General features: G+C 34.4%; 20 protein-coding genes. 14 read left to right on the forward strand and 6 right to left on the reverse strand.

Going from position 1 to position 26981, the window contains the following annotated elements; all coding sequences use genetic code 11:
• Positions 1–202 precede the first annotated feature (202 nt).
• From dapA to cysZ, 6 genes are all read left to right on the forward strand, one after another.
• On the forward strand, positions 203–1081 hold the full coding sequence (dapA, locus tag FPB0191_RS04180; protein ID WP_039104280.1) for a 4-hydroxy-tetrahydrodipicolinate synthase: 879 nt from the start codon (positions 203–205) through the stop codon (positions 1079–1081).
• Positions 1082–1108: 27 nt separating this feature from the next.
• On the forward strand, positions 1109–1741 hold the full coding sequence (gene bamC / locus FPB0191_RS04185) for an outer membrane protein assembly factor BamC (RefSeq protein WP_039104282.1): 633 nt from the start codon (positions 1109–1111) through the stop codon (positions 1739–1741).
• Between the two features lie 161 nt (positions 1742–1902).
• The gene (purC, locus tag FPB0191_RS04190; protein WP_039104284.1) at positions 1903–2613 is read left to right on the forward strand and encodes a phosphoribosylaminoimidazolesuccinocarboxamide synthase; all 711 of its coding nucleotides are present in this window, start codon (positions 1903–1905) and stop codon (positions 2611–2613) included.
• Between the two features lie 196 nt (positions 2614–2809).
• A complete protein-coding gene (locus tag FPB0191_RS04195) occupies positions 2810–3262 on the forward strand; it encodes a DUF441 domain-containing protein (RefSeq protein ID WP_039106599.1) in 453 nt (150 codons plus the stop codon).
• Positions 3263–3270: 8 nt separating this feature from the next.
• On the forward strand, positions 3271–5322 hold the full coding sequence (locus FPB0191_RS04200) for a tRNA(Met) cytidine acetyltransferase TmcA (RefSeq protein WP_052236751.1): 2052 nt from the start codon (positions 3271–3273) through the stop codon (positions 5320–5322).
• A complete protein-coding gene (gene cysZ, locus FPB0191_RS04205) occupies positions 5312–6043 on the forward strand; it encodes a sulfate transporter CysZ (protein WP_039104285.1) in 732 nt (243 codons plus the stop codon). The genes FPB0191_RS04200 and cysZ overlap by 11 nt, the downstream gene beginning before the upstream one ends.
• 75 nt (positions 6044–6118) lie before the next feature.
• Here the strand turns inward: cysZ and mmuM are convergent, their stop codons facing one another.
• Positions 6119–7060 (reverse strand): homocysteine S-methyltransferase, encoded by a 942-nt coding sequence (gene mmuM, locus FPB0191_RS04210; RefSeq protein ID WP_039104287.1) that lies wholly within the window; start codon positions 7058–7060, stop codon positions 6119–6121.
• Positions 7047–8477 carry an S-methylmethionine permease gene (gene mmuP / locus FPB0191_RS04215; protein WP_039104289.1) on the reverse strand — a complete coding sequence of 477 codons (1431 nt, stop codon included), beginning with the start codon at positions 8475–8477 and terminating at the stop codon, positions 7047–7049. The genes mmuM and mmuP overlap by 14 nt, the downstream gene beginning before the upstream one ends.
• A 221-nt stretch (positions 8478–8698) precedes the next feature.
• On the opposite strand from mmuP, the gene FPB0191_RS04220 reads away from it, so the two are divergent.
• From FPB0191_RS04220 to FPB0191_RS04230, 3 genes are all read left to right on the forward strand, one after another.
• Complete coding sequence (locus FPB0191_RS04220) at positions 8699–9610, forward strand: metallophosphoesterase (RefSeq protein WP_039104291.1); 912 nt, start codon at positions 8699–8701, stop codon at positions 9608–9610.
• Between the two features lie 210 nt (positions 9611–9820).
• On the forward strand, positions 9821–13273 hold the full coding sequence (locus tag FPB0191_RS04225; protein ID WP_039104293.1) for a pyruvate carboxylase: 3453 nt from the start codon (positions 9821–9823) through the stop codon (positions 13271–13273).
• A gap of 439 nt (positions 13274–13712) precedes the next feature.
• Positions 13713–14309, forward strand: a complete 597-nt coding sequence (locus tag FPB0191_RS04230) for a cell division protein ZapC (protein ID WP_202965378.1) — start codon at positions 13713–13715, stop codon at positions 14307–14309.
• An 86-nt stretch (positions 14310–14395) separates the two neighbouring features.
• On the opposite strand, the gene FPB0191_RS04235 is transcribed toward FPB0191_RS04230, so the two are convergent.
• Positions 14396–15553: an MOSC N-terminal beta barrel domain-containing protein gene (locus FPB0191_RS04235; RefSeq protein WP_039104295.1), complete on the reverse strand. Its 1158-nt coding sequence runs from the start codon at positions 15551–15553 to the stop codon at positions 14396–14398.
• Between the two features lie 283 nt (positions 15554–15836).
• Between FPB0191_RS04235 and FPB0191_RS04240 the strand changes: the two genes are divergently transcribed.
• On the forward strand, positions 15837–18272 hold the full coding sequence (locus tag FPB0191_RS04240; protein ID WP_039104297.1) for an autotransporter family protein: 2436 nt from the start codon (positions 15837–15839) through the stop codon (positions 18270–18272).
• 82 nt (positions 18273–18354) lie between these two features.
• Here the strand turns inward: FPB0191_RS04240 and ygfZ are convergent, their stop codons facing one another.
• Positions 18355–19287 (reverse strand): tRNA-modifying protein YgfZ, encoded by a 933-nt coding sequence (gene ygfZ / locus FPB0191_RS04245; protein WP_039104300.1) that lies wholly within the window; start codon positions 19285–19287, stop codon positions 18355–18357.
• 282 nt (positions 19288–19569) lie between these two features.
• Here ygfZ and FPB0191_RS04250 point away from each other — a divergent pair, with 282 nt between their 5' ends.
• Positions 19570–19974: a protein YgfX gene (locus FPB0191_RS04250; protein WP_039104302.1), complete on the forward strand. Its 405-nt coding sequence runs from the start codon at positions 19570–19572 to the stop codon at positions 19972–19974.
• Between the two features lie 89 nt (positions 19975–20063).
• Here FPB0191_RS04250 and rsmI read toward each other — a convergent pair whose 3' ends face one another.
• Complete coding sequence (gene rsmI / locus FPB0191_RS04255) at positions 20064–20924, reverse strand: 16S rRNA (cytidine(1402)-2'-O)-methyltransferase (protein WP_039104304.1); 861 nt, start codon at positions 20922–20924, stop codon at positions 20064–20066.
• Between the two features lie 390 nt (positions 20925–21314).
• Between rsmI and FPB0191_RS04260 the strand changes: the two genes are divergently transcribed.
• The 3 genes from FPB0191_RS04260 (at position 21315) to rlmF (ending at position 24267) form a co-directional block, all read left to right on the forward strand.
• On the forward strand, positions 21315–22328 hold the full coding sequence (locus FPB0191_RS04260) for a peptidoglycan DD-metalloendopeptidase family protein (RefSeq protein ID WP_238574475.1): 1014 nt from the start codon (positions 21315–21317) through the stop codon (positions 22326–22328).
• Between the two features lie 78 nt (positions 22329–22406).
• A complete protein-coding gene (gpmA, locus tag FPB0191_RS04265) occupies positions 22407–23159 on the forward strand; it encodes a 2,3-diphosphoglycerate-dependent phosphoglycerate mutase (protein WP_039104308.1) in 753 nt (250 codons plus the stop codon).
• A 142-nt stretch (positions 23160–23301) separates the two neighbouring features.
• The gene (gene rlmF, locus FPB0191_RS04270; protein ID WP_052236752.1) at positions 23302–24267 is read left to right on the forward strand and encodes a 23S rRNA (adenine(1618)-N(6))-methyltransferase RlmF; all 966 of its coding nucleotides are present in this window, start codon (positions 23302–23304) and stop codon (positions 24265–24267) included.
• Between the two features lie 65 nt (positions 24268–24332).
• On the opposite strand, the gene mutS is transcribed toward rlmF, so the two are convergent.
• Complete coding sequence (gene mutS / locus FPB0191_RS04275) at positions 24333–26891, reverse strand: DNA mismatch repair protein MutS (RefSeq protein WP_039106610.1); 2559 nt, start codon at positions 26889–26891, stop codon at positions 24333–24335.
• Positions 26892–26981: the final 90 nt, after the last annotated feature.

Raw genomic sequence — 26981 nt, forward strand, 5'->3', positions numbered from 1 at the left:
TATGAATAAAAAAACAGCAATGAAATGCTTCGCTTGTATCTATAGAATAATAACTAAAAGTAATATTAATCTTGGCATTGTTATAAATAATTATTTGCCCTATAAAGGGTCATTGCTATTGTTGAATTTCGCAAGAAAATACCCCATACTGTGATAAAAACCAATTCTTAATATCAAACATAATTACGTTAGAGGTTATGTCATGTTTACAGGCAGTATTGTAGCGCTCGTTACACCAATGGATGTTAAAGGTAATGTAGACAAAGTGAGCCTAAATAAATTAGTCGAATATCATATTCAAAATGGTACTTCGGCGATAGTTTCAGTAGGTACTACAGGTGAATCGGCTACATTAGATCATCAAGAACATATTGATGTGATTAAACAAACTGTTGAAATTGCTAATGGACGTATTAACGTTATAGCTGGTACGGGTTCTAATGCCACAGCCGAAGCGATTTCCTTGACTAAACAAGTTGAAAAATTAGGTGTGGTAGGCTGTCTTAATGTCACACCTTATTACAATAAGCCAACGCAAGAAGGTCTGTATCAACATTTCAAGGCTATTGCCGAAAATAGTTCTCTACCTCAAATTCTCTATAATGTGCCAGGTAGAACCGGTTGTGATTTAAAACCTGAAACGGTGGCTAGATTAGCTGAAATAGATAATATAGTTGCCTTAAAAGATGCAACGGGTGATTTAAGTCGTGTTTATTATACACGTCAATTAGTTGGTAAAGAATTCAAATTACTAAGTGGCGATGATAATACTTTTATTGATTTTATGTTATTAGGTGGGGACGGTGTGATTTCTGTTAGTGCAAATATTGCCGCAAAAGAAATTGCAACGATATGCCAGCTTATTGCAGAAAACCGTGGCGAGGAAGCCAGAGCGGTTAATCATAATTTAGTTGCTTTACATTCTAATCTATTTATTGAATCAAATCCTATACCGGTCAAATGGGCGTGTGAAAGACTTGGGCTTATACAAAATGCCACAATGCGTTTGCCATTAACACCATTAAGTAATAATGCTATACCAGCGCTTGAAAAAGCGTTAAAATTAGCTAAATTAGTCTAAATTGATTCGGAATTAAAGTTGAGAAATATGTTTAAACAATCATTAGTGTTAACGGCAATTGTATCTCTACTGCTTGTTGGTTGTAGTTCAGATCAGCGATATAAACGCGAAGTTGATGGAAGTGAAGATTATCTTAATTCTCCAGAAATTAAGCCATTAATCGTCCCCAATGGAATGAGTATACCACCACAAACAAATGATTTTTATATTAATAGGGCTACGGGTGAAGGGATGGTTGGTCGAAATATTGATATTAGACCTCCATTATTACCGTTGGCATTAGTTGCTGATAGTTATGCTTCATATGAAGCAGGAGTTGTTTCTGTTGATCTACCAGAATATGCTAATTTTTGGGCACAAATTCCTTCCTTATTAGCTAAACATAATATTGCAGTGGCTGAAAATAATAATCAAACTATTAAAACTGGCACACGTTCCGTTGTACAAAATGATAGTGGAGAATCAATTGCAGCGACTTATTTATTACAACGCGAAGCAAGAAATGGTAGAGAATATATTAAGGTTGAACTAACATCATTGACTAATAATGGGCAAGACATTTCAGCAGATTCTATACAAAGTCAACGATATACTGTGGGCTTATATAATATGTTAATTAATGATTTACCATCTTCTGTAAATACAGAAATCGATGAATAAAATTAAGGAGCAGCAATGCTCCTTAATTGTTTTTAATATTTCTTAATTTTTATAGTATCACCAAGGGTAATTCAACTATTTATCCTAATTGTTCTACATAAAAGTAATAGTATTTAAATGATGACTTTATTCTTTTGTCGATTAATTAATTGGATGTAAACATGAAAAAAATAACCGAACTTTATCGTGGAAAGGCAAAAACCGTATTTAGTACTGAAAACCCTGATTACCTTATTCTAGAGTTTAGAAATGATACCTCTGCATTTGATGGACAAAGAATTGAGCAGCTAGATCGTAAAGGTAAAATAAATAATAAATTTAACTACTTTATAATGACTAAATTGGCACAAGCGGGTATTCCTACTCAAATTGAGGCTTTGCTTTCTGATAATGAAGTACTCGTTAAGAAACTAAAGATGATACCAGTTGAATGTGTCATTCGTAACCGCGCAGCGGGTTCGTTGGTTAAGCGTTTGGGGGGCGAAGAAGGGCTGGTTTTAAATCCACCAACGTTTGAATTATTTTTAAAAAATGACGCCTTACATGATCCGATGGTTAATGAATATCATTGTCAATCGTTTGGTTGGGCAACAGAACCGCAACTTAATCGTATGAAAGCGCTGAGTTTTGAAATTAATAAAATTTTAATAGAGCTGTTTGCTAAGGCTGGTTTAATTCTTGTTGATTTCAAATTAGAATTTGGTTTATTTAATGGTGATATCATTTTAGGTGATGAATTTTCGCCTGATGGTTGCAGACTTTGGGAACAAGATAGTTTGAAAAAAATGGATAAAGATCGTTTCCGTCAAGGTTTAGGTGGTGTCATAGAGGCTTATGAAGAGGTTGCTCAACGAATCGGTGTGCCTTTATAATATAAAAAATTATTAATTAATTAAAATTCCTTTCAATTTATGTGCAGTAAATGCTGCACTAAGTTAAAATAGCTCTGTTAAAGAACTTTGATATTGAGCGAACATCGCGCAACTAATTTATTACTCTTAGTTGTTTGATGTTCGCTCATTTGAGTTTATGTTATTCACTTCAATATGAGTTAATATCCTTATAATGATTGCACAGTTTGATATCACATTTTTTATTTTATTACTATTAGCTGGTTTATGTTATGTCACACATAATAATACAGTGACATTTGCAGTGTTATTGCTATTGCTATTTAAACTAACTCCACTTTCAGCATATTTCCCTTTTTTAAATCAATATGGTCTAACGATAGGAATTGTTTTATTAACGGCAGCGATGATGGTTCCTTTAGCTGATGGGTCGTTAGGAATTAAAGACATCTTTAAATCCTTTATGACATGGCAATCTTTATTAGCCATAGCGGTTGGTATTTTAGTTTCTTGGCTAGGCTCACGTGGAATTATGTTAATGAAGATTAATCCTACCATTGTAAATGGTCTAATTGTAGGAACATTAATTGGTGTCGCCTTTTTTAAAGGTGTACCGGTAGGACCATTAATCGCAGCAGGCGTTCTATCATTAATGTTAGGTAAAGGATAGCTTTCATTATGACTAGTCAATTTCGCCATTTAGTCATTTTTTATGGTGAAGAAAAGCTGTTAGCCTATACCATTGAGGATATCTACCGAACAATAGTTGGTGATTGGATTATTGTTACAGACGATCCTGATTATTTCTCGTTTTATAATGATGTCGTTTCGCCAATCCATGCTAAGCAATTATTAGGAAGAGAATTTAAACATGCTATCTTTGATGCCCGCCATGCTTTTAATTTAGATGCATTTGCTATTCTTAGTGGTACACTTGCTGCAAATAGCATGCTGATTTTATTATTACCCCCTAAACTTGAAGATTGGGTAGATCAAGATAGTTTACGCTGGAATGAGCAACCCACGGCAATAAAAGTCCCTCAGTTTGCCAATCATTTGATGAATAATATCAATAATCATCAGTGTAATTATCCTCATTTTTGCCAGTTAATTGATTTATCAAATCAGTATGATCGCAAACAATTAACACATTTTATACATCCTTATCAAGAACGCCGTGATCCTCAGCTTATATTGGATTGTAATGAACAGTTGTCACTGTTAAATCGGTTAAAGGTAAGTAAAAATGACATTGTTTTGTTAACCGCAAAACGAGGTAGAGGTAAATCCGCATTAGCTGGGATGTTAGCAAATCATTATCATTGTTGGATAACTGCACCGAATAGAAACGCTGTAGCAACACTAATGGCATTTGCTCCCAAACCAACTTCGTTTTATGCGCCTGATGAATTAATTGTAAAACTCAATAATTCAGCGTCATTACCAGATTGGTTAATCATCGATGAAGCAGCCATGATTCCATTACCTATGCTAACCAAACTGCTTAAATATCCTTGTCGCATTTTATTGACATCGACTGTTGAAGGTTATGAAGGTACGGGGCAGGGGTTGTTACTAAAATTATTTCAGCAAATTAGCGACAAAAGAGATATTGGTTATTACCAATTAAAGACACCAATAAGGTGGCAATGTAATGATCCACTTGAAATTTTTGTTGATCGGTTGACGCTTACTAATTGTAATAAACCAATTTTTAGCAAAGAAGTACACAAATACGAAGTGGATATAGATCAAGTCACTGTTAGTTCAGTGACTCAACATCAACTTACATCATCAGTAAAATTATTAGTTAATTTTTTTGGGCTGCTTAAAACCGCACACTATCAGACTACATTGATTGATTTACGCCGATTACTTGATGCGACAAATCTTAAATTATATAAAGCTGACTATCAACATCAGCTCATTGGTACTTTAGTACTTATTGAAGAAGGTGGGCTAGATTCTGACCTTGTTGAAGCTATTATAAAAGGTTATCGACGACCAAAGGGTAATTTAGTTGCACAATCTTTAGTGGCTCACGGTGGGGTACGGCAAGCAGCAATATTGAATTCTCTTCGTATCAATCGTATTGCTATTGACCAACACTTTCGACGGCAAGGTATTGCTAGCAAGATGATCAATCAACTTATACAAGATTCGCAATCGAAAAATTATGATTATTTATCAGTTAGTTTTGCCTATTCCAAAGAAATCCTTAACTTTTGGATTAAACGAGGTTTCAATATTGTCCACGTTGGAACACATAAAGATGCAAGTAGTGGTAGCTATGCTTTGATGGCTATTTATCCATTAAGTAAGGCGGGGAAAAGTTTATGTGATGGAATGACTCAACGACTAAGTCGTAATTGGTATTGGCTAAAAAATCGGCTCTCACTTTCTCTTCCTATTGAAGTAAATAATTCTCAACAGCTTGATGAAGGTGATAGACAAGAATTACAACTTTTTGCTACTACCTCCTATGCTTATTCAGCAAGCTTATCAGTTTTATATCGATTAGCGAATCAAATAAAGCAATTAAATAAACCAAATATAACTAGCATTGCATCTTTATTATTAGCTCAATTTGATCATGTTTTGGCTGATCATCCTATAGATAAGCATATAGTCAAAAACGATGATTTATTGGGGAAAAAAACATTAATTAAATTATTAAGGCAAGAAGTTGATCAATTGCTTAAGATTAAGGAACTATTTAATGAACAATAAAACCAGTTTTCATTATTTTTTACAGGGTTGTTCTCTAATACAATATTCGGGTATTAGACGCTATGTCCTTATGCCTATATTAGCCAATATAGTCATTATGTCATCGCTCTTTTATTGGTTTTTTATGAAGATTCAGGAATGGGTTGATTTTGGTTTAGATTTTTTACCCAATTGGATGCAGTGGTTGAGTTATTTTATCACCGCTCTTCTGATTATTTCTTTTACTATTTTGTTCTGTTACATTTTTAGTACTATCACAAACATTATCGCAGCGCCTTTTAATGGGCTCTTAGCAGAAAAAGTCGAAGCTATTTTAACAGGCCAACCGGTACCCGATACTCGTATTTGGGATTTAATCAAAGATATTCCGCGTATCTTAAAGCGAGAATTGCAAAAATTAATTTACTATATTCTATGGGCAATACCGCTATTATTAAGTTACCTGATCCCATTGTTTGGGCAATTTTTTACTCCCATAATATGGTTAATTTTTACAGCGTGGATGATTAATATCCAATATATGGATTACCCCTTTGATAATCATAAAGTTAGCTTTACAAGAATGAAGATGCTTTTAAGCAAAGACAGAGTTGATAATATTTTATTAGGTTTCATTATTAGCTTTTTTACAATGATTCCGTTACTTAATTTGATCATCATGCCAATTGCCGTATGTACTGCAACGGCAATGTGGGTTGATCGATATCGTCATCAAATTTAATTACCAGACTATTGATTGGGCAAATATTTCTGCCTTTAATCCTAACTATAGATAGGATTAAAGGCTTTATACACATTAGGGATGTTTTTTCTCATGTAATTGATTGACAAGCTGCTTGATATCGTCAGGGGTAGTTCGACAGCATCCGCCGATCAGTTGTGCGCCGTATTGTTGCCATTCATCTGCATATTCACACAGTGTTCGATGAGTGGCAATACACCAAGTTTTATTGTCAGGATCGTAATGTTCTCCTGAATTTGGATAAACAATGAAAGGTTTATTGGTATACTGACTAAGTGTTTTCAATGCTGCTGTTACACTATCTAGAGCAATACAATTGACACCTATCATCATTACGTGCTCAATACTATTTAGCCAATTTATTACTGTTGCAAGTGGTGTTCCATCACTAATATGATCGTGATCTTTTAATGTAAAGGTAAACCAACATGGTTTATTATATTGCTTAATTAAATTGGCTAGCACCTTGATTTCCGGAAATGATGGCATAGTTTCAAAAGCGATAATATCGATTCCAGCTTCAATCAGAGCCTGAATTCGATCATGATGAAATGTTGCTATTTCCTCATCACTCAGTGAATAATCACCGGTATATTCTGAGCCATCCGCTAAAAATGCGCCATAAGGTCCAACAGATCCAGCAATAACTAATTCTTTATTGCAGGGATTATTTAATAAATATCGTTCTTTTGCCTGTTGAGCGAGTTGTACGCTTTTTTTGATCAAATCTATCGATTCCGATAGTGTACAGCCTTTACTCGCTAGTCCTAGAGGTGTCGCTTGATAACTGGCAGTTATTGCACAATCCGCACCTGCCACAAAATAATCGTAATGAACATCTTCAATTAATTGTGGTTGTTCCATCAAAACTTTAGCAGACCAAAGTGGATCATTAAGATCGCAACCACGATTTTGCAATTCGGTGGCTAAAGCACCATCAATTATGGCATAACCATTTGTATCGAGATGCCATTGAAAAGGATTAGTGATGGTCATCTATCTCACCTCGTTTTGTTTTGTAATTATGGGTAATATGATAAGCAATAAAACAAAAAATAACAAAAGGCACACCACAATACAGTGCAATTCGTTGATTAGGATCAAAGGCTAGACCAATACATGCTATTAGGCACATTATAAAACCGATAATAGGAACATAAGGATAAAATGGCGCTTTATATTTTAACAACGTTATATCTTTACCAGAGCGCAGATACTCCCGCCGAAAAAAGTAATGTGAAGCACAAATACTTAACCAAACAGCGACAACGGCAAAACCAGAAATAGCGTTTAATGCCAAAAATACGGTATCTGGCGCTATCACACTGTTGCATAAAGCGAGTAACCCTCCTAACATACTTACGCTCAATGCAATAATCGGAACACCGCGTGGAGATAATTGCGCAAATTGTTTTGGTAAGGTTCCTTGATTGGAAAGCGACCATAGCATTCTTCCTGAAGCATAAAGCCCGGAGTTTGCTGCCGATAAGATAGCCGTTAAAATTACAAAATTAAAAATATCAGCAACATAGGGAATACCAATATTACTAAATACTTGTACAAATGGGCTTTGTACTACACCAGCTTGATCCATAGGTAATAAGGCTGATAATACCGCTATTGTACCTACAAAGAAGATAATTAACCGAATAATCGTTGTTTTAATTGCTAATGGGATCGTTTTTTCAGGATTAACGGTTTCGCCGGCAGCTATACCGATTAATTCAGTACCTGAAAAAGCGAAATTAACGGCTACCATTGTCATGATAATCGGCCAAATTCCATTTGGTAACCAACCTGAAGCCGTTAAATTGCTAAAGAAAGGTGCCGGTGTTCCATCTTTCATTGGGATAAAGCCAAAAATTGCTGCGGAACCGAGTATGATAAATACGATAATAGTTATGACTTTTATGAAAGAAAACCAAAATTCACTTTCTGCAAAGAAGCGTGTTGTTATCACGTTTAAAATGAAAATAATACAACAAAAAATTAAACACCAAATCCAGATATCAACATTTGGAAACCACTGTTTCATACAGGCTCCGGCTGCGGTTAAACTAGAACCTAACGCAACCGCCCAAGTTAGCCAATAAAGCCAAGCAACGGTATAACCGGTAGCGGGACTAATATAACGGGCAGCATAAGTATGAAATGCACCTGTCTCAGGCATTGAAACGGCTAATTCTCCTAAACATAACATGACTAAATACACCACCAAAGCCCCGATTAAATAGGCGATAATAGCGCCGGCCGGACCTGCAGTCGCAATGATATAACCGGAATTAAAAAATAGACCAGAGCCAATCACACCACCTAATGATAGCATAACTAAGTGACGTGTTTTCATTGATCGTTTGAAACGGTTTTGCGGTTTTTCGGAATCTGAAACTTTTGATTTTTGTAAATTGACCATTTAGACGTCCACACTGCTAAAAATGATTTATTTTAACAATATCCAATGATATTACAATTTAAATTTATTTTTATAACTAATAGATTAATGGAATAATATATTGAAAAGTTGAATTTTTCATAAAATAAAGCTACAGTCTTATAAAAGAGGTTTAACACAATAATCAATAACTAAAATGATTAATATATAGTGAGTTCATTTTGGTTATTTGGGTGAATATAATGTTTGATATAGTTGGCGATATCCACGGACAAGCGATAAAATTAAAGCAGTTACTTGCTAAATTAGGCTATCGACAGTCAGATCAAGGTTATTATCATCCCGAATATAAAATGATTTTTGTTGGCGATCTGATTGATCGTGGTAATTATCAAATAGAAACACTTCAATTAGTTAAGGACATGGTTGATAACCAGAATGGCTATGTTATTATGGGAAATCATGAATTTAATGCAATTGGTTGGATAACGCCCGATCCTAAACATCCTTCTCAATTTATGCGCAAACATAATACAGTCCACCATAAACAGCATCATATCTTTTTACAACAAATAGTAGAAAATAGTCAACAGCATGAATATTGGATTAACTGGTTCAAAACGTTACCTCTATTTTTAGAATTCGATCAGATTCGGGTTATTCATGCTTGTTGGGATAATAATATTATTCGAGCAATACAATCTTATTTAGATGATCAGCACCGTTTATTAACATCATCAATCATTGATGCATTTAATAAGCAAAATCCGTTATTTGATTATTGCGAAATCTTACTTAAAGGTAAAGAGATAACTCTGCCAGATAGTGTTTATTACTTTGATAAAGAAGGTACGAAAAGGCATAAATCAAGAATCAAATGGTGGTTGGAACAGGCAAATACGTTCAATGAGTTATGTTTAATTCCCGATGAGGAAAAGAATATAGCGCTTGAACATACCGTAGATGTTAAGTTCGATGAATATACTGATTCTAAACCAGTCTTTTTTGGCCATTATTGGCTAACGGGACTACCTGCAATCCAAACATCTAAGCTTGCTTGTGTTGATTATTCAGCCGCTTTACCACAAGGGAAATTAGTAGCCTATCGTTGGCAAGGAGAGTCATTACTGACTAATGCACATTTTATCTTTTAATTATAGTATTTCAATCTTGATAATTTTATTAAATGATAATTGTTTTTTATTTTATTAAGCCTCTTTATTACTTTGAGTAATAACCTTTTGAATTGATTGTTTAATAATTTTTCCTTTCGTATACTTTCTATTGCAATGTCTGTAATTCTCGCGAGTTATATATTTGTTAGCTTATTTTTAAACGTTTTAACAAGAACAACAGAGGGTCATATGAAAGAGATTCGCAGTATTTTGGTCGCTAACCGCAGTGAAATAGCCATTCGTATTTTTCGGGCTGCTTATGAATTAGGTATTCGCACGGTTGGTATTTTCTCATTTGAAGATCGTCTGGCATTACACCGTCTAAAAGCAGATGAATCCTATTTGGTCGGCAAAGGAAAAAAACCGATTGAAGCCTATTTAGACATTGAAGATATAATTCGTATCGCTAAAGAAGCTAATGTAGACGCGATCCATCCGGGGTATGGTTTTTTATCTGAGAATCCTGACTTCGCTGATGCTTGTGAAAAAGCAGGGATTGCGTTTATCGGTCCTAAAGGTAATGTGATGCGAAATCTTGGTAATAAGATTGCAGCGAGGCACATGGCTGAAATTGCTAACGTTCCAGTTGTACCTGCAACAGAAGCCTTACCAGATGATATTGAGCAAGTGAAAAAAATGGCCAATGCCATTGGTTATCCGTTTATGCTTAAAGCAAGTTGGGGCGGTGGTGGCCGAGGCATGCGAATTGTTGAAAATGAATCTGAACTTGAGCCTGCCATTAACGTTGCTAGACGCGAGGCAAAAGCAGCTTTTGGTAATGATGAGGTTTTTTTAGAGAAATTAGTACGTCGAGCACGGCATGTTGAAGTACAGATTCTAGCTGATAAACATGGCAATATTGTTCATTTGTTTGAACGTGATTGTACTGTTCAGCGACGAAATCAAAAAGTAGTTGAAAGAGCACCAGCCCCTTATTTCAATGATCAACAACGTGATGCATTATGTCAAGCTGCGCTAAGACTTGTTAAAGCTGCTAATTATACTCATGCTGGAACAGTCGAGTTTTTATATGATTGCGATACGGATGATTTCTATTTTATTGAAGTGAATCCACGCATTCAGGTTGAACATACGGTGACGGAAGAGGTAACAGGTATCGATATTGTAAAAGCTCAAATCCGTATCACTGAAGGTTATCAAATTGGTGATGAAAGAAGCTATGTGCCGCCACAAGAATCGATTAAATTACATGGCCATGCACTACAATGCCGTATTACCACTGAGAACCCAGAAAATCAATTTAACCCTGATTATGGTAGAATTTCGGTATACCGTAGTGCATCCGGCAATGGCGTTAGGCTAGATGCGGGTACTGCTTACACGGGAGCTGTGATATCACCTTACTATGATTCACTTTTAGTTAAAGTAACGGCAAAAGGTCGAACCGTTGAAGAAGCATCATCTACCATGTTACGAGCACTAAGAGAATTTAGAATCAGAGGAATTGCGAATAATTTATTATTTTTACAAAACGTTATTTTACATCCATCCTTTAATAAAGGAAATTATACCACTCGTTTTATTGACTCGACGCCTGAATTATTCAAATTTAATAAACCTCAAGATCGTGCTTCAAAATTATTGGCATTTTTTGGTGAAGTGGCGGTGAATGGTAATCCTGAAATGGCAGGTCGTGAAATACCTAAATTGCCTTTAAGTACACCTATTTTACCAGATATTAAATTACAAACTGAGATACCGCAAGGTTCACGTGATTTGCTACACCAACTTGGAACTGACGGTTTTATTGATTGGATTAAACAAAATCCAAGCACTTTAATTACTGATACTTCAATGCGCGATGCTCATCAATCGCTTTTTGCAACCCGCATGCGTAGTTACGATATGCTTGCCATTGCCCCGTATTATGCACGTATGTTGCCTGAACTATTTTCAATTGAGTGTTGGGGGGGCGCAACCTTTGATACAGCAATGCGATTTTTGAAAGAAGATCCTTGGGAACGTTTAATTCAACTACGTAAGGCAATACCAAATACCTTACTACAGATGTTATTACGCTCATCAAATGCTGTAGGTTACACCAATTATGCCGATAATGTTGTTCAATTTTTTGTTAAACAAGCGGCAGATAACGGTATTGACTTATTCCGAGTATTCGATTCGCTAAACTGGGTTGAAAATATGCGGGTAGCCATCGATGCCGTATTAGAATCTGGTAAACTTTGTGAAGGTACAATCTGTTATACAGGGGATATTTTTGATCCAAATCGTTCAAAATACAGCCTTAACTATTACGTCAAATTAGCAAAACAATTAGAGCAAGCTGGCGTACATATGTTAGGCATTAAGGATATGTCAGGAGTATGCCGACCAGAAGCGGCTAGAACATTAGTTAAGACTTTAAAAGAAGAAGTTGGAATGCCAATTCATTTCCATACCCATGACACAAGTGGGATTGCTGCTTCTTCTGTATTTTCGGCTTTAGATGCTGGATGTGATGTTGTTGATGCTGCCATGGATGCATTAAGTGGTATGACATCCCAACCTAATTTAGGTTCGATTGTTGCTGCACTTGAACATACACCGCGAGAAACGGGACTTAATAGAGAATCGTTGTTAGCAATTTCAAATTATTGGGAAGGTGTACGTACTTTATATAAACCGTTTGATGTAAATATTGCTGGAACGTCTGATGTTTATAATCATGAAATGCCAGGTGGACAATATACTAATCTTCGTGAACAAGCACGAGCAATGGGATTATCTGAACGTTGGCCGGAAGTCTCTAAGGCTTATCGTGATGTGAATACGTTATTTGGCGATATCGTTAAGGTAACTCCTACTTCGAAAGTGGTTGGCGATTTAGCCATTTATATGGTCGTAAATAACTTAACCATTGCTGAAGTATCAGATCCTGCCCATGAAATAGATTTTCCTGCTTCGGTTGTCTCTATGATGAAAGGAGAATTGGGATTCCCACCTGATGGTTTCCCTGTAGCCATTCAAAATCGGATACTCAAAGGGGAGACACCTATTAAGGGGCGTATAGGAGCATTACTGCCAGCCGTAGATTTAGAAAAAACGCGTCAAACACTAGCGGAGTCTTTAAATGTACCTGTCACCGAAATTGATGACAAACAATTAGCCGCTTATTTAATGTATCCTAAAGTTTACTTAGATTATTGTGCTTATCTAAATACTTATGGTGATGTTTCTAAGATACCTACAACTAATTTCTTCTATGGATTACAAAATCAAGAAGAAGTTGATATTGAGATTGAAAAAGGTAAAGTCATTGTAATTAGACGTACCGGTAAAGCTGAAAGTAATGATGGTGAAAAAGTTGAAGTGTTCTTTGAAATGAATGGTCAACCTCGTACTATTCCAGTGATACTGGCAGGTAAAAAACAACAATTAAGTAATAAGCTCAAAGCCGAAATAGGCAATATTCATCATGTGGCAGCACCTATGCCGGGAATGATTGCATTGTTAATGGTTAAGTCTGGGCAAAAAGTTGCGAAAGGGCAAGCGTTGTTGTCTATTGAAGCAATGAAAATGGAAACAACGATAACTGCAGAATGTGATGGTATTATTAAAAATGTATTTATTAAACCAGGAAGCGTTATTGAAACCAATGATCTATTAATTGAAATTTCATAACAAGTTTAATATGACCATAAAGCCGATCGGTGGGATCGGCTATGTTATTTTTGATACTTCTTCTTTTTTTTATTCTATCAACTTATGTTCTCTTTTCTCTATCTATTAAGTTAATTATTCCGATTACTTTTTTCATTAAGTAAAAATATTTATCTTTAATTATTCATAATGTTAATAGATTGGAAATCCAATTAGTTGCACATTTTTATAATGATTGAATGAGAATTTTTTTGTCTATTTTAAGAGGTTTATCACATATAATAATGAAATTGAACTAAACTTTAAATTTATTTATCTCAAGATTGATGATAAACTATTGTTATTAATAGAGTTTTATTAATGGGCTATTAATTTAAATAAGCGAATTATTTCTTTTCTTATTTATTTTTAAACTATTGTTTGTTATATTTTTGTTGGCAATTTAGATCATTGGAAGCACATGACAAATAAAATTATAATAAGACCCAGCGATAATTGGCGCTGGTATTTTGATGAAAAATATGACTGTTTAATGTTGGAAATATCAGATGATATGATCTTTCGTTCGCGTTTTTCATCTAAACACTTAGCTCCCGATGCTTTCGAAGCTTGTCGTTTTTCGGTAAACGATACAAGTGCTTATTATCATTTTTATGAAAGCTGTTCAAGTTTAAACTTATCCGAACCACAAAAAGTGGAATTAGTTTTAAATGCAATTGTTGCACGTAATTTTCTTCGTCCACAAATGCCAAAAAGTTGGTATTTTACACAACAACCGGTTCTATTTATGCCTCGTTTTGCTGAGCTAGTTGAGGCAGAAGTTCAAGATACTCGACAACGTATTAATCTTTTAGCGGTAGAAATCGGTGAATACGCTTCTTTGTGTTTAATTGCTGAACCAATAGTATATATGTCTGGTAAGCAATTTAATATATCAGATGTTGTTAAAGTAATGAATGATCGCTTAAGTAGCAAAAACACGATTATAGATAATCCTAAGAATCAAGAAGACGAAGATCAAACAATCCGTGAACTGCTTTATCAAATCTGCTCTTAGTGAGCGCATTTCTTATTAATATTAACAAATACCATCTGATTCATATTTATTAACGTTAAATTATCTACTAATTTGAAAATAAAAAATTATTCTTCTACATCATTAGAATAGGTTTTAATTTTTAAATGTTGACTTTTCGGAATACAACTGCAAGCTAAAATCTCCCCATTATTTTTAATAGCTGATGGCGTCAATGTTGTGACTTCACCTTCTTTGAGAAGAACACGGCATTTACCACATAGACCAACACGGCAAGAATAAGGAATGAATATATTATGTTGCTCTAGTTGTTCCAACAAGGGCAATTGACAATTGCCGATAATCATTTGGTTATTTATTGTAATTTGGCACGTTTGATTAACGTCATTGAGTTTCGGAGGATCTATTTTTATATATTTCTTAGCAGGTTGACGTGCTAGAATCTCAATATGATCGTTAATAGCAATATTGCCATTATTACGCGCAATCATCTGCATACCAAAATCAATCTCACCAATCTCATCTTGACGAAATGTCTTTAATGTCCTCAAAGGTTCACTGTTAGCTAACAATTTTAATGTTGATAAATTAATTTGAGTTACCATACAACGACGACAAGGTTTGACGATATCAAAAATAACATCACCTATTTTTATCGTTTTCCAATCGTCTTCTGCAAAAGGCAAACTGCCAGCGATAATAATATTACTTCGAAACTGTTCAAGTTTAAGTTTTTCCGGACATCGGCGTTGCAAAAAATCAAATGATGCTTGGTTTAATAAAGAATAAGGATAACCATCCGCAAATCCTAAGGGGGTTATAGGGTAACGTTTAACACGACGGTCAGAATGGTTGCCAATCCAACGTAGTTGTACATCAAATTGTAAAAATTCGCTCAAAAATTGATTTACAACGATAGGCGCTATATGAGCAGTAAAATGACTATTCCAAACCTGACTCGGTTCAACGGTTGAAGAAAATTCGCTAAATTTTGTATAAATATGGGTTGGTGTTGTAATATGATTTGATTGAGGTTGACGATTTAAGGATGTGGGAAGACGGATTTTGAGTCCATTTTCATCAATCTCGGTGATTAATTGTAATAATTGTGGAAATTCACGTGCAGTTATAAATCTACCATTAGGTTCACAAACCATAAAAACACGATCATATTTAAGACCTGATGCTAAAACTTGACTACTTTTTAGTGATATTCCCTGCATTGATTTTACAGGATAGATTGCGAGCTGTTTGACATGAATCATAGCATTTTTTAATTTTGAAAATAGATTCGTATTATATCGTTCAATATATTATAAAAATAGCGAAACATTATGACAGTCGTTAATATTAGAATGAATTTATTATGGTATCTATTTATTGAATAATAAAGGTTTAAAACTAATGTTAAGTTAATTTAATCATAATATTTAATAAAATTAACATTGGAAGTTGGATAAATTTTCCTTTATATTAAAGTTATTAATATTGATTATCATTATCAGTATTGTGTTTTTTGCCAGTCAAACTATAAAAGAAAGGAATAACATGAAAATCAAATCAATTGCGATGTTAGTCGTTAGTGCTTTAACGCTTGGTCATGCGCATGCTAAAAATTATGATCTTGCAACAGATAATTCGTTACCATTCAATCAAATTGATGAGCGTTATTTTGTAACTAACAGTAATTCTTCAACAGCAAATATCACCGTAAATAATGATTTTATTATAAATCATAATGGTTCCTTCCATCTCGGTTTTGCCGGAAAAACGGATAGTCTTCCCGGATCATTAGCTGCGGGCGCTATCAATATGACAATCAATGGCAACATGCGTGTATATAATGATACATGGATTGGCAAGTTTGATACTCAAAAATTTACTGAATTATTAGGATTGCATAAAGATTTTCCATTTTCTCCTACAGAGCAAGATATTGATGTACATGTTACCGGTGATATCAATGTTGCTTTAGGGGCGGATAAAAAACGTGGTGGATTGATGATTCTAGCCGGAAATGTAATGGGTGGAAATGCTGCTATTACCGGTAAAACAACGGTTAAAGTGGACGGCGATGTAAATATCCGTAGTGGTGATAATCATTTGGCTGGTACGTCTTCATCACCGGCAAAACTCATAACGAGAACGTTTAATTTGACGGGTGGGGATATAGAAATAATAGGTATGGGGACTGTTCTAAAAACGACTAACACTGATAATAATCGATCATCAGTTTTTATTGGAAATGACGGTAATATGATTATTATGCGTGGTGGTACGGTTGATGTGAGTAACGGCGGTAATTTAGATGTATCTGATGAGGGAGTATTAACCGCTAGTCGTGGAAATGGATTTGTTAAGTTAGCAACTGATGGGCAAGTCAATATTGGTTCAAATGCACGTATTGAGTCATCAAAAGGTTCTTTAACCATAAGTGATCAGTCATCACAATCATCAAAATTAAATGTTGCAGGAACGATTAATTTCGGAATAGATGATGCCGGAAGAATGAATAAAATCACTGGTGATAATGTGTCTGTTAAATCCTCAGCGCGTTTCCTTGTTTCAAATGATTTTATTAAAAAAGCATTGAGTATGAATACTGCTGACGCCAATGCTATCGTATTAGAAGGTAATCAATCACTAAATATTGATGGAATGACGGTAGGAGAGACACGTTCTCTTGTAAAAAATATCTATGGTGATTTCAATTTTAAATTATCTGGCAAAGAGCTAGCCTTCGTTAATGTAAGTAACGCAACTAATTTCAATGATGAGAATGAAGCTAAAGCTGCAGCTAACCGCCAGTTAAAGCACTATTACCAACAAGCTGGAATCAATTCACATAACATTGCAAAAGGTTTAGCCGGTAATTTAGTGAAGGTGGCAGATAGTGCATTGAATAATACTCGTACAGTTTCTTCTGATAAGTCGTTAGCCGGTAATATGAACTGGGATGTGTTAGATACAATTGCTAAAGGTGCTAAAAGTGGTAAATACCATGTTTATTTTAACCCAGCCGTTGCCGGACTCTATAATAATAACCGCGGTTTGCACATAACAGAGATTGCACTTAATTCGTTTAATCAAACCAAAGTAATTATTGATAATCGTCTAGATCAATTTTATCAAACATCTAATTCTGTGAATAACGGAAATAGTGTTTGGATAAATTTAACTCACCAATACGAAGATAACGACAGCAAGCGTGGAATAGCAGGGTATAAATATTCAGCGAATGGATTTTTATTAGGATATGATAAGTCTATACAAGATGATTGGTTAATTGGTGCCGCTTTCGGATATAGTGATGGTAACTATAAAGATAAGTCTGCTGTTTCAAATGACTCAAATATCAAGAATTATCAAGTTCAGTTATATAGTAGATATAAATTATCAAATGATATTTTTACTACAGCTTACTTTGGTTACACTTATGGTGATATTGAGTTGAAACAGCATGATGGTGCTTATTTAGCTAAAGAGGACTTTTTAAGCCATACTTGGAATGTAGGTGGGAATTTAGGTTATTCATGGCATGCGTTACCATCATTAACATTAACTCCATCTGTAGGTCTGACTTATGTTTATACCGAAAACAGTGCTCATAATGTTAAGTATAACCAAGCTAAACTCATTAAATACGGCACGGCATCCAATTCTGCTTTATTTATTCCTATGGATGTAACCGCAGATTATTCAGTGTTACAACATGCTGATATTGATTTATCGGTTAAAGCAAAAGTAGGTTATGCATTTAATTTAACAGATGATGAATTTGATAATGATATTACCATTAATGGCATTAATGGTTTAAACAAAATGTCTGCGCGGACTTCTGGACGTAGTAAAAATCAATTCAACATGGGAACAGGTATAGCATTAAAATTCAATCAGTTTGATTTCGATATTGACTATCACTATTTTGGTGAAAATAAACGAGATGCGCATTACCTATCAGCAATGGCAAAATATCAATTTTAGATTTTTTTGATATTTACATAATTGTCCCTTATTTAAAGAAGGGACAATTATTCACCTTGTTAGTAAATCAGGATCAACTTAATTAATTGTTAATTATCGTTAATATTTGATGATTATTTTTCAGTCTAAATGTTGCTTCATTCTCTGGAATTTCATTATTTAAAATAGCTTGAACCCATATTTGATTATTAACAACGAAAGATGCCAAAATACAACCCGTTTCACGCCAGCTATCACCCAGTTTTTGTTCCAAAGTATCTCCAATTTCAACAGAATCGGCGTGTTCTCCTATTAATAAATACAGACTACGCTTGTTAATACCTCGGTATTGTGCCCGGGCGACCATCTCTTGACCACAATAACATCCCTTGGTAAAACTAATGGCTGCAAATTGTTGCAGATTGAATGCTTGAGGTAGAAATTGATGACTCACAGGAGCATCAATAATAGGATAATTGGCTTGCATATCTAATAATGCCCATTGTGAAGCTGGCAATGTTGTAATGGATGAAAATGGAGCAATAAACTCAGCAATTTCCTCATCAGTACCAATAATAAGATAACGATCCGTTGGAAAATCAATTTTAATAAAGGTTAAATTATTGACTGTATGACAATTATTTTGACTGGTTAAAGTGGCTAGTGCCTCCAAGTTTTGCGAATTAATTTCAGTTCCAGCTAAACCAAGTACACTTAAAGAGGATTCAATGGTAATGCTTACCTTCGAAAAAATAGCATATTTCTTTAACTCTTTTAAATGAATATCAACGACACTTTTACGAACAAGATAATAAATATCTTCATGCCGTTTAAATATTAATAAATTTGCCAGCGTCTTACCTTTGGGATCACAATGTGCCGAAAATAACCAATGATTATCATTTAGTTCATTGATATCAGCAGTTAGTTGTCCTTGTAAGAATTTACTGTTATCAACACCTGATACTTTTATTAATTGCCAGTCATCAAGACTTATTTTGGATATAGGGGGTAAAGATTGTGCAGGATATAGCATAATTAAGCACCTAAAAACAAATTTTCCGTAATATAGCATATATGGCTATAGTAATTAAGTGACTAATCATATTCAAACTAAAACGTCGAGTGCTAGTTCATTAATACATGCTATCAATTAGAATAGGTATTAAACATGTGCGTTACAATAATAATGTGTAATACAATAAATAATTCTGCGATATTGATTATATTTTTAGTCATTTAAGTTAACTTCTAATCTTACTACATTATAGGCTTATCCCATCATAAAGAATAAAACGACAAGGAAAAGTAACTTGACATGTGGAATAGCCAATTAAAAGTAAGCCAAAACCATTTCATGGCGGTATCTTTGTTTTATGTAATCTTACTAATAACACTAATGATGACTTTTTATCAAACACAATTAGATACATTTACTATGTTAGCTGTACTGTTATTAGTTATCGAATGGTGGCGAGCTTTGCGCTACTTTATGATGATTAGAGGTGAATTGGCACTGTTTTATGATATCAAGCAGTTATATTGGTCTCGACAACGTTGGTATGTAGTTAAACCTCCCTTATATCTCTATTTTTTAGTCGTTATCAATCTTCAATCTATTCGTAATGGTAAACAACAACTTTTAATACTCATATTTAATAATTTGACGTATCAAGATTGGCGAAGTTTAAATTATTATCTTCGCCAATTCTATAGCCGTTAATTGCTTTAGCTTATAAGTTATGTATTAATTAATTTTATAAGCTAAACAATTATCAATAATGAAGGTTTTAATGTTAGAAAGGTAATGTATTAAGATGTTTTTTGCTCCAAACCTAATTGATAAAGTTGGTTCTTTTTTAGACCATATATTTCAGCCACAATACCTGCTGCTTTTTTTAGTGGTATCTCTTGTTGTAGGCGGTTAAGTAATTTTATCGCATCTGGATCAATTTCTTGTTCATTCACTTTGTCATAGCCTTCTACAATTAATACAAATTCGCCTTTTCTACGATTGTCATCAGCTTTTAACCATTCAATTAAATCCTTGAGGGGTGAATGAATAATAGTCTCCCAGGATTTTGTCAACTCTTTAGCGAGCACCACAATTTTTTCTGGACCATAAACATTAAGCATATCCTGCAAACTATCCAGAATGCGATGCGTTGATTCATAAAAGACCACCGTACGTGGTTCTTGTTTCAATTGAGTTAATAAATCAATTCTCGCTTTTGATTTTGCTGGTAAAAAACCTTCATAACAAAAACGATCAGTCGGTAATCCTGAAACCGATAATGCGGTAATGGCAGCACAAGCACCGGGGACAGGCACGACAGTAATTTGGTTTTGATAACATGCTTTGACAAGATGATAACCAGGATCATTAATTAATGGCGTACCAGCATCTGAAATCAGGGCAATGGAAAGACCTGACTTTAGTTTTTCTATGAGTGCTTCTGTTTTTTGCTGTTCATTATGGTCATGTAACGGATATAGACGACCCTCAATGGCAAAATGCTGAAGCAATAATCCACTATGACGGGTATCTTCTGCTGCAATTAAATCGACATTTTTTAGGGTTTCAATAGCTCTCAGAGTGATATCGCCCAAATTACCAATTGGTGTAGCAACAATATAGAGGGTTGAAGGTTTAATCGAAATCAAGGATGACATAATATTATTTACACAATTATTAAAAATTGAGAGTAAATTACCATAAATGAGCCTTGTAACGGAATAAATATTCTTTTACGTAATCTTTTTAATACAAATAAAAATTATTTCTATTTATGCTATTCGCATGTTTTTTTGTAGAACTTGTGTATAATAATGATATTTCATGTCAATTTTTATTTATTATCTATTCAGCGTATAAAACAAAATAACAATTAAATACAGTTGATTAAATTTATCGTAACTAAGATAATTAATCATGTTGTTGTTGACTGATTATTAATAATAAAAAATATAAAAGATAAAATAGTTTTGAATAAATTGATTTAAAAACCATTAAGGAGTATTGCCTTGATTACGTTAGCTAACTTTAGCATGAATAAAAGGTTAATGAAAACAACCTTCATTAGTTCATTTGTTCTATTCATAGCATCTTGTAGTCAAACTAATCCAGCTCAGATAAAAGATGTCTCAGACTCTCCAGAGCTAATTTCAAAAGCAAGTAGTGACACATTTAGTGAAGAGTCTACTGATTATACAGTTCCGCCTAAAAATATATCGTCATTAGATTCAACTGAAACATTTACTTCTTCGACTACCACAAGCAGTAATGGTGATATTGTTCAAACGTCTCAAGAACGTTTCTACTATCAACGTAATTATGATGATATTCCAAAAGGCGGTTATCAAGGTAATACTTATACTGTAAAACGTGGTGATACTTTATTTTACATTGCTTGGATTACTGGTAATGACTATCGTTCTTTAGCCGCTAAAAATCAGATTCCAGAGCCTTATGAATTAAAGGTTGGGCAAGTTTTAGATGTGAGTGGGAATGGAACAACAGTTGTAGTGACTCGTAGAACAGTAATTCAATCTAAACAAAATAACAATGGTAATGTCGCTCCAACAACTACGACAAAATCGACCCCAACAAATACAACGGCTACAATTAAAAATACTACGCAAGTTAAAACAAAAACAACTCAAACAAATAGCAGTAATCAAATTAATCAACCAATCTTTACTAACACATCTAAATCTATTGTTTGGCAATGGCCAGCTAAAGGTACGATTATTGAGCGATTCACTAATGCTTCTAAAGGGATTGATATTGCAGGTAAGATAGGTGACAAAGTTGTGGCTGCAGCAAATGGAAGAGTTGTTTATGCGGGCAATGCATTACCGGGTTATGGCAACTTAATTATAATTAAACATAATGATGATTATTTAACCGCATATGCTCACAATCAAACTTTCTTAGTTAAGGAACAGCAAGATGTTAAAGCAGGGCAACAGATAGCTACAATGGGAAGTACCGGTACTAGTTCGCCTCGTTTACATTTTGAAATTCGTTTTAAAGCTAAATCGGTTGATCCAATCCTTTATTTACCTAAACGATAAATATTTTAATATAAAGCTCAATATTTTGAGTTATAAAGAATTTTTAATTTAGAAATTTGAAAACGAAAGGAGTAATCCATGGCAGTAAAAAAATTAGTCTTAATTAGACATGGTGAAAGCGAATGGAATAAAGAAAATCGCTTTTGTGGTTGGACAGATGTCGATCTTTCTGAAAAAGGTCATCAAGAAGCAATTGAAGCGGGTAAATTATTAAAAGCGGAAGGCTTCAAATTTGATTACGCTTATACATCAGTATTAACCCGCGCAATCCACACTTTATGGCATGTATTAGATGGTGTTGAACAACCGTATATACCAGAAGAAAAAAGTTGGCGTTTAAATGAACGTCATTATGGGGCTTTACAAGGTCTTAATAAAGCAGAAACGGCGGCTAAGTATGGCGACGATCAAGTAAAATTATGGCGTCGTGGTTTTGCAATTACTCCTCCTGCATTAGAAAAATCAGATGATCGCTATCCTGGACATGATAGTCGATATCATAATTTAAGTGATAAAGAGCTACCATTAACTGAAAGCCTAGCATTAACGATTGAACGTGTTTTACCTTATTGGAAAGAAACAATTGCACCGCGCGTTGCAAGTGGTGAACGTGTGATTATTGCTGCACATGGTAATTCTTTACGTGCATTAGTTAAATATTTAGATAACATCAATGATGATGATATTATTGAACTCAATATCCCAACAGGTGTACCTCTTGTGTATGAGTTTAATGACAATATGAAAGTTATTAAACATTATTATTTAGGTGACGCTGATGCAATTGCAGCTAAAGCTGCAGCTGTTGCAAATCAAGGTAAAGCTAAGTAATTTTTTATAACTAAGTTTGAAAATCAGGGAAGCTTCGGCTTCCTTTTTTATTATTGTTATGTTTAATAGATAAAGTCTATATTTAGTTTTAATACAAAAAACCTTTATAATAGATAGAGTTTTTAGTGAATGATGAATATTTATGCCTAAAGGATCTTCTCAAATTATAAAGAAAAACCTACACCCCCGTAATCGGCATCGTACTGGTTATGATTTCCCAACGCTGGGGCAAATTTTACCAGAACTATCGGGTTATATTATACATAATCAATATGGAAAACTATCTATTGATTACGCCAATCCTAAAGCGGTTAAATTGTTGAATAAAGCATTATTATTACAATCTTATCGTATTAAATTTTGGGATATTCCTGATGATTACTTATGTCCACCGATTCCTGGTAGAGCTGATTATATCCATTATTTAGCCGACTTACTGGCAATGGATAATTACAATCGTATTCCTCAGGGTAAAGCAATTCGCCTACTTGATATTGGTGTCGGGGCTAATACAATTTATCCGATTATTGGTCATACTGAATATGGTTGGTCATTTGTAGGTAGTGACATTAGCGCAACAGCTATAAAGATGGCTAAACTGATTGCTAAGATGAATCCACCTCTAACATCATCCCTGACGTATCGTTGGCAAAAAAATAAGCGAAATATTTTTACAAATATTATTAAACCTAATGAACAATTTGCATTAACATTATGTAATCCACCTTTTCATGCATCTTTAGCTGAAGCACAAGCGGCTACAAATCGAAAATTGACTAACTTAGGTAAAACATTTTGTCATGTAAAACAACCTGTACATAATTTTGGCGGACAAAATAATGAGTTATGGTGTGATGGTGGAGAAGTTGCATTTATAAACACTATGATTGAAGAAAGTAAAAATTATAAAGATCAATGTTTATGGTTCACTTCGTTAATATCAAAAAAAGATACCTTATCAATCATTAAAAAGAAATTAGAAAAGATTAAGATTCAGGATCTACAAGTGGTTACAATGGCACAAGGGCAAAAAATTAGTCGTTTTATTGCATGGAGCTTTTTAAATTCACAACAGCGGCAACAGATTTTAGCTCGATGGCAACGTTAGCAATTGCTAATAAGGATGTCCCAAATTATGTGACATCCTTTTTTGTAGCAAGTAGTAAAAATAATCTAAAGTAATCGTTTTAATCGATATAAAACATCTAACGCTTCTCGGGGGGTTAGACTATCAGGATCGATTTGTTGTAATTCAAGTTCTACTTTTGATTCATCAGGCATTGAAATTAAAGAAAGCTGTGAGCTATCAACATGGTTAGTGGCGGATTGTTGGTAGTGTGATTCAAGTTCTTTTAACTTCTGTTTTGCTCGTTTTAAAATTATGTTAGGCACGCCAGCTAAGCCAGCCACGGCAATGCCATAACTTTTACTTGCAGCACCTTCTTGAACGGTATGACGAAAAGCAATCGTATTTTCATGTTCAATCGCATCAAAATGGACATTGTAAATACTATTAATTTGTTCGGGTAATTGTGTTAGTTCAAAATAATGAGTAGCAAATAAGGTCATCGCTTTAATTTGATTTACTAACATTTCAACACATGCCCATGCTAATGATAAACCATCATATGTAGAAGTACCGCGTCCAATTTCATCCATTAATATTAAACTATGTTCCGTCGCGTTATGCATAATATTGGCTGTTTCGGTCATTTCAACCATAAAAGTGGATCGTCCAGAAGCGAGATCATCTGAAGCGCCAATACGTGTAAAAATACGATCAATTGGTCCAATAATCGCGTTTGATGCAGGAACAAAGCTTCCCATATAGGCTAAAAGAGCAATCAATGCCGTTTGTCTCATATAAGTACTTTTGCCGCCCATATTAGGACCAGTAATAATTAACATCCGGCGTTGTTGCGATAAATTCAACGAGTTTGCAATAAACGGCTCTGAAAGAACTTGTTCAACAACTAAATGTCGACCATTTTGAATATTAATGCCTTTATCTATTGATAACTGAGGTTTGGTATAATTAAGGGTTTGAGCCCTTTCGGCTAAATTTGTCAATACATCAAGTTCTGCTAAAGCTTCGGCACTTTTTTGCATACTTTCTAATTGTGGTAATAAAATATCAAATAATTGATCATATAAGACTTTTTCTAGCGCTAATGCTTTACCTTTAGAAGTAAGAACTTTGTCTTCATATTCTTTAAGTTCAGGAATAATATATCTTTCGGCATTTTTTAACGTTTGACGACGCGTATAATGAACTGGAACTAGATGACTCTGGCCTCGGCTGACCTGAATATAATAGCCATGAACGGCATTAAAGCCGATTTTTAATGTATCTATACCTAATGTATCGCGTTCACGGACTTCAAGTTGTTCAAGATAATTAGTAGCACCGGCAGATAATAATCGAAGTTGATCCAGTTCTTCATGATAGCCTTCTGCAATCACACCACCATCACGGATTAAAACTGGTGGTGTTTCTATGATAGCGTTATTAAGTAAATTGGCTATTTCATCAAATGTCCCAATTGTATGGCAAAGCGCTTGCAAATAAGGATCATTGAGAGCATTGAGCTCAAATTGTAATTGAGGCAAATAATTATAAGAATCGCGTAATCGAGCAAAATCACGTGGTCTTGCTGAACGCAATGCTAATCTTGCTAATATGCGTTCAATATCGCCTATTTGTTTTAATAGTGGTTGAATAACAAGATAATGTTCTTGGAGTTCTTCAATACTATTTTGCCGTTGACTAAGTATGAGCCTATCACGAATAGGCGTATGTAGCCATCGTTTCAACATTCGGCTTCCCATAGCTGTCTGAGTCTTATCTAAAATTGCTGCTACGGTATTATCTGTGCCACCAGCAAGATTTTCTGTGATTTCTAGATTACGACGAGTGGCAGCATCTAGTATGACAAATTTATCTTGGCTTTGTTTAGTTATTGAACGTATATGAGGTAAAGATGTTTTTTGTGTATCTTTCACATATTGTAAAAGACAACCTGCTGCTCTAAGCGCTTTATCTGCTTTTTCTACTCCAAAACCAATCAAGTCTTTGGTGGCAAATTGCAAATTAAGTTGTTGCTTAGCCGTACTTAAATCAAAATCCCAAAGCGGACGACGGCGTAATCCTGAACGATTTTCAATCAGTGACATGGATTGAAAATCTTCTGGGTAAAGAATCTCTACCGGAGAAGTACGTTGTAATTCGGCTTGCATTGTATCAGCACTATCACATTCAAATACATTGAAGCGACCAGAGCTAATATCCAATGTAGCAAATCCATAGCCAGATTTTTCTTGCCATATGGCTGCTAGCAAATTATCTTTTCGATCTTCTAGCAATAATTCATCGCTAACAGTGCCCGGTGTTACAATTCTTACCACTTTACGTTCAACGGGACCTTTGCTCAAAGCAGGATCACCAATTTGTTCACAAATCGCTACAGATTCACCCATAGCGATAAGTTTTGCTAAATAACTTTCTACTGCATGATAGGGTACTCCCGCCATTGGGATGGGTTCACCGGCAGAGGCTCCGCGTTTAGTTAATGAAATATCCAAAAGTTGCGAAGCTTTTTTAGCATCATCATAAAATAACTCATAAAAATCCCCCATCCGATAAAATAATAAAATATCAGGGTTTTCAGCTTTTAGTTTTAAATACTGCTGCATCATTGGAGTATGAGTTGTAAGATCTTGTTGTAAATTCATCATAACTAAAATTATTGTTTAGGTTTGGCAATATTATACACAAACTCGTTAAAAAAAGGCCTTTTTGAAAAATAGAAAAGTCAATTATTG

It is taken from the genome of Frischella perrara, assembly GCF_000807275.1.
GTDB lineage: Bacteria > Pseudomonadota > Gammaproteobacteria > Enterobacterales > Orbaceae > Frischella > Frischella perrara.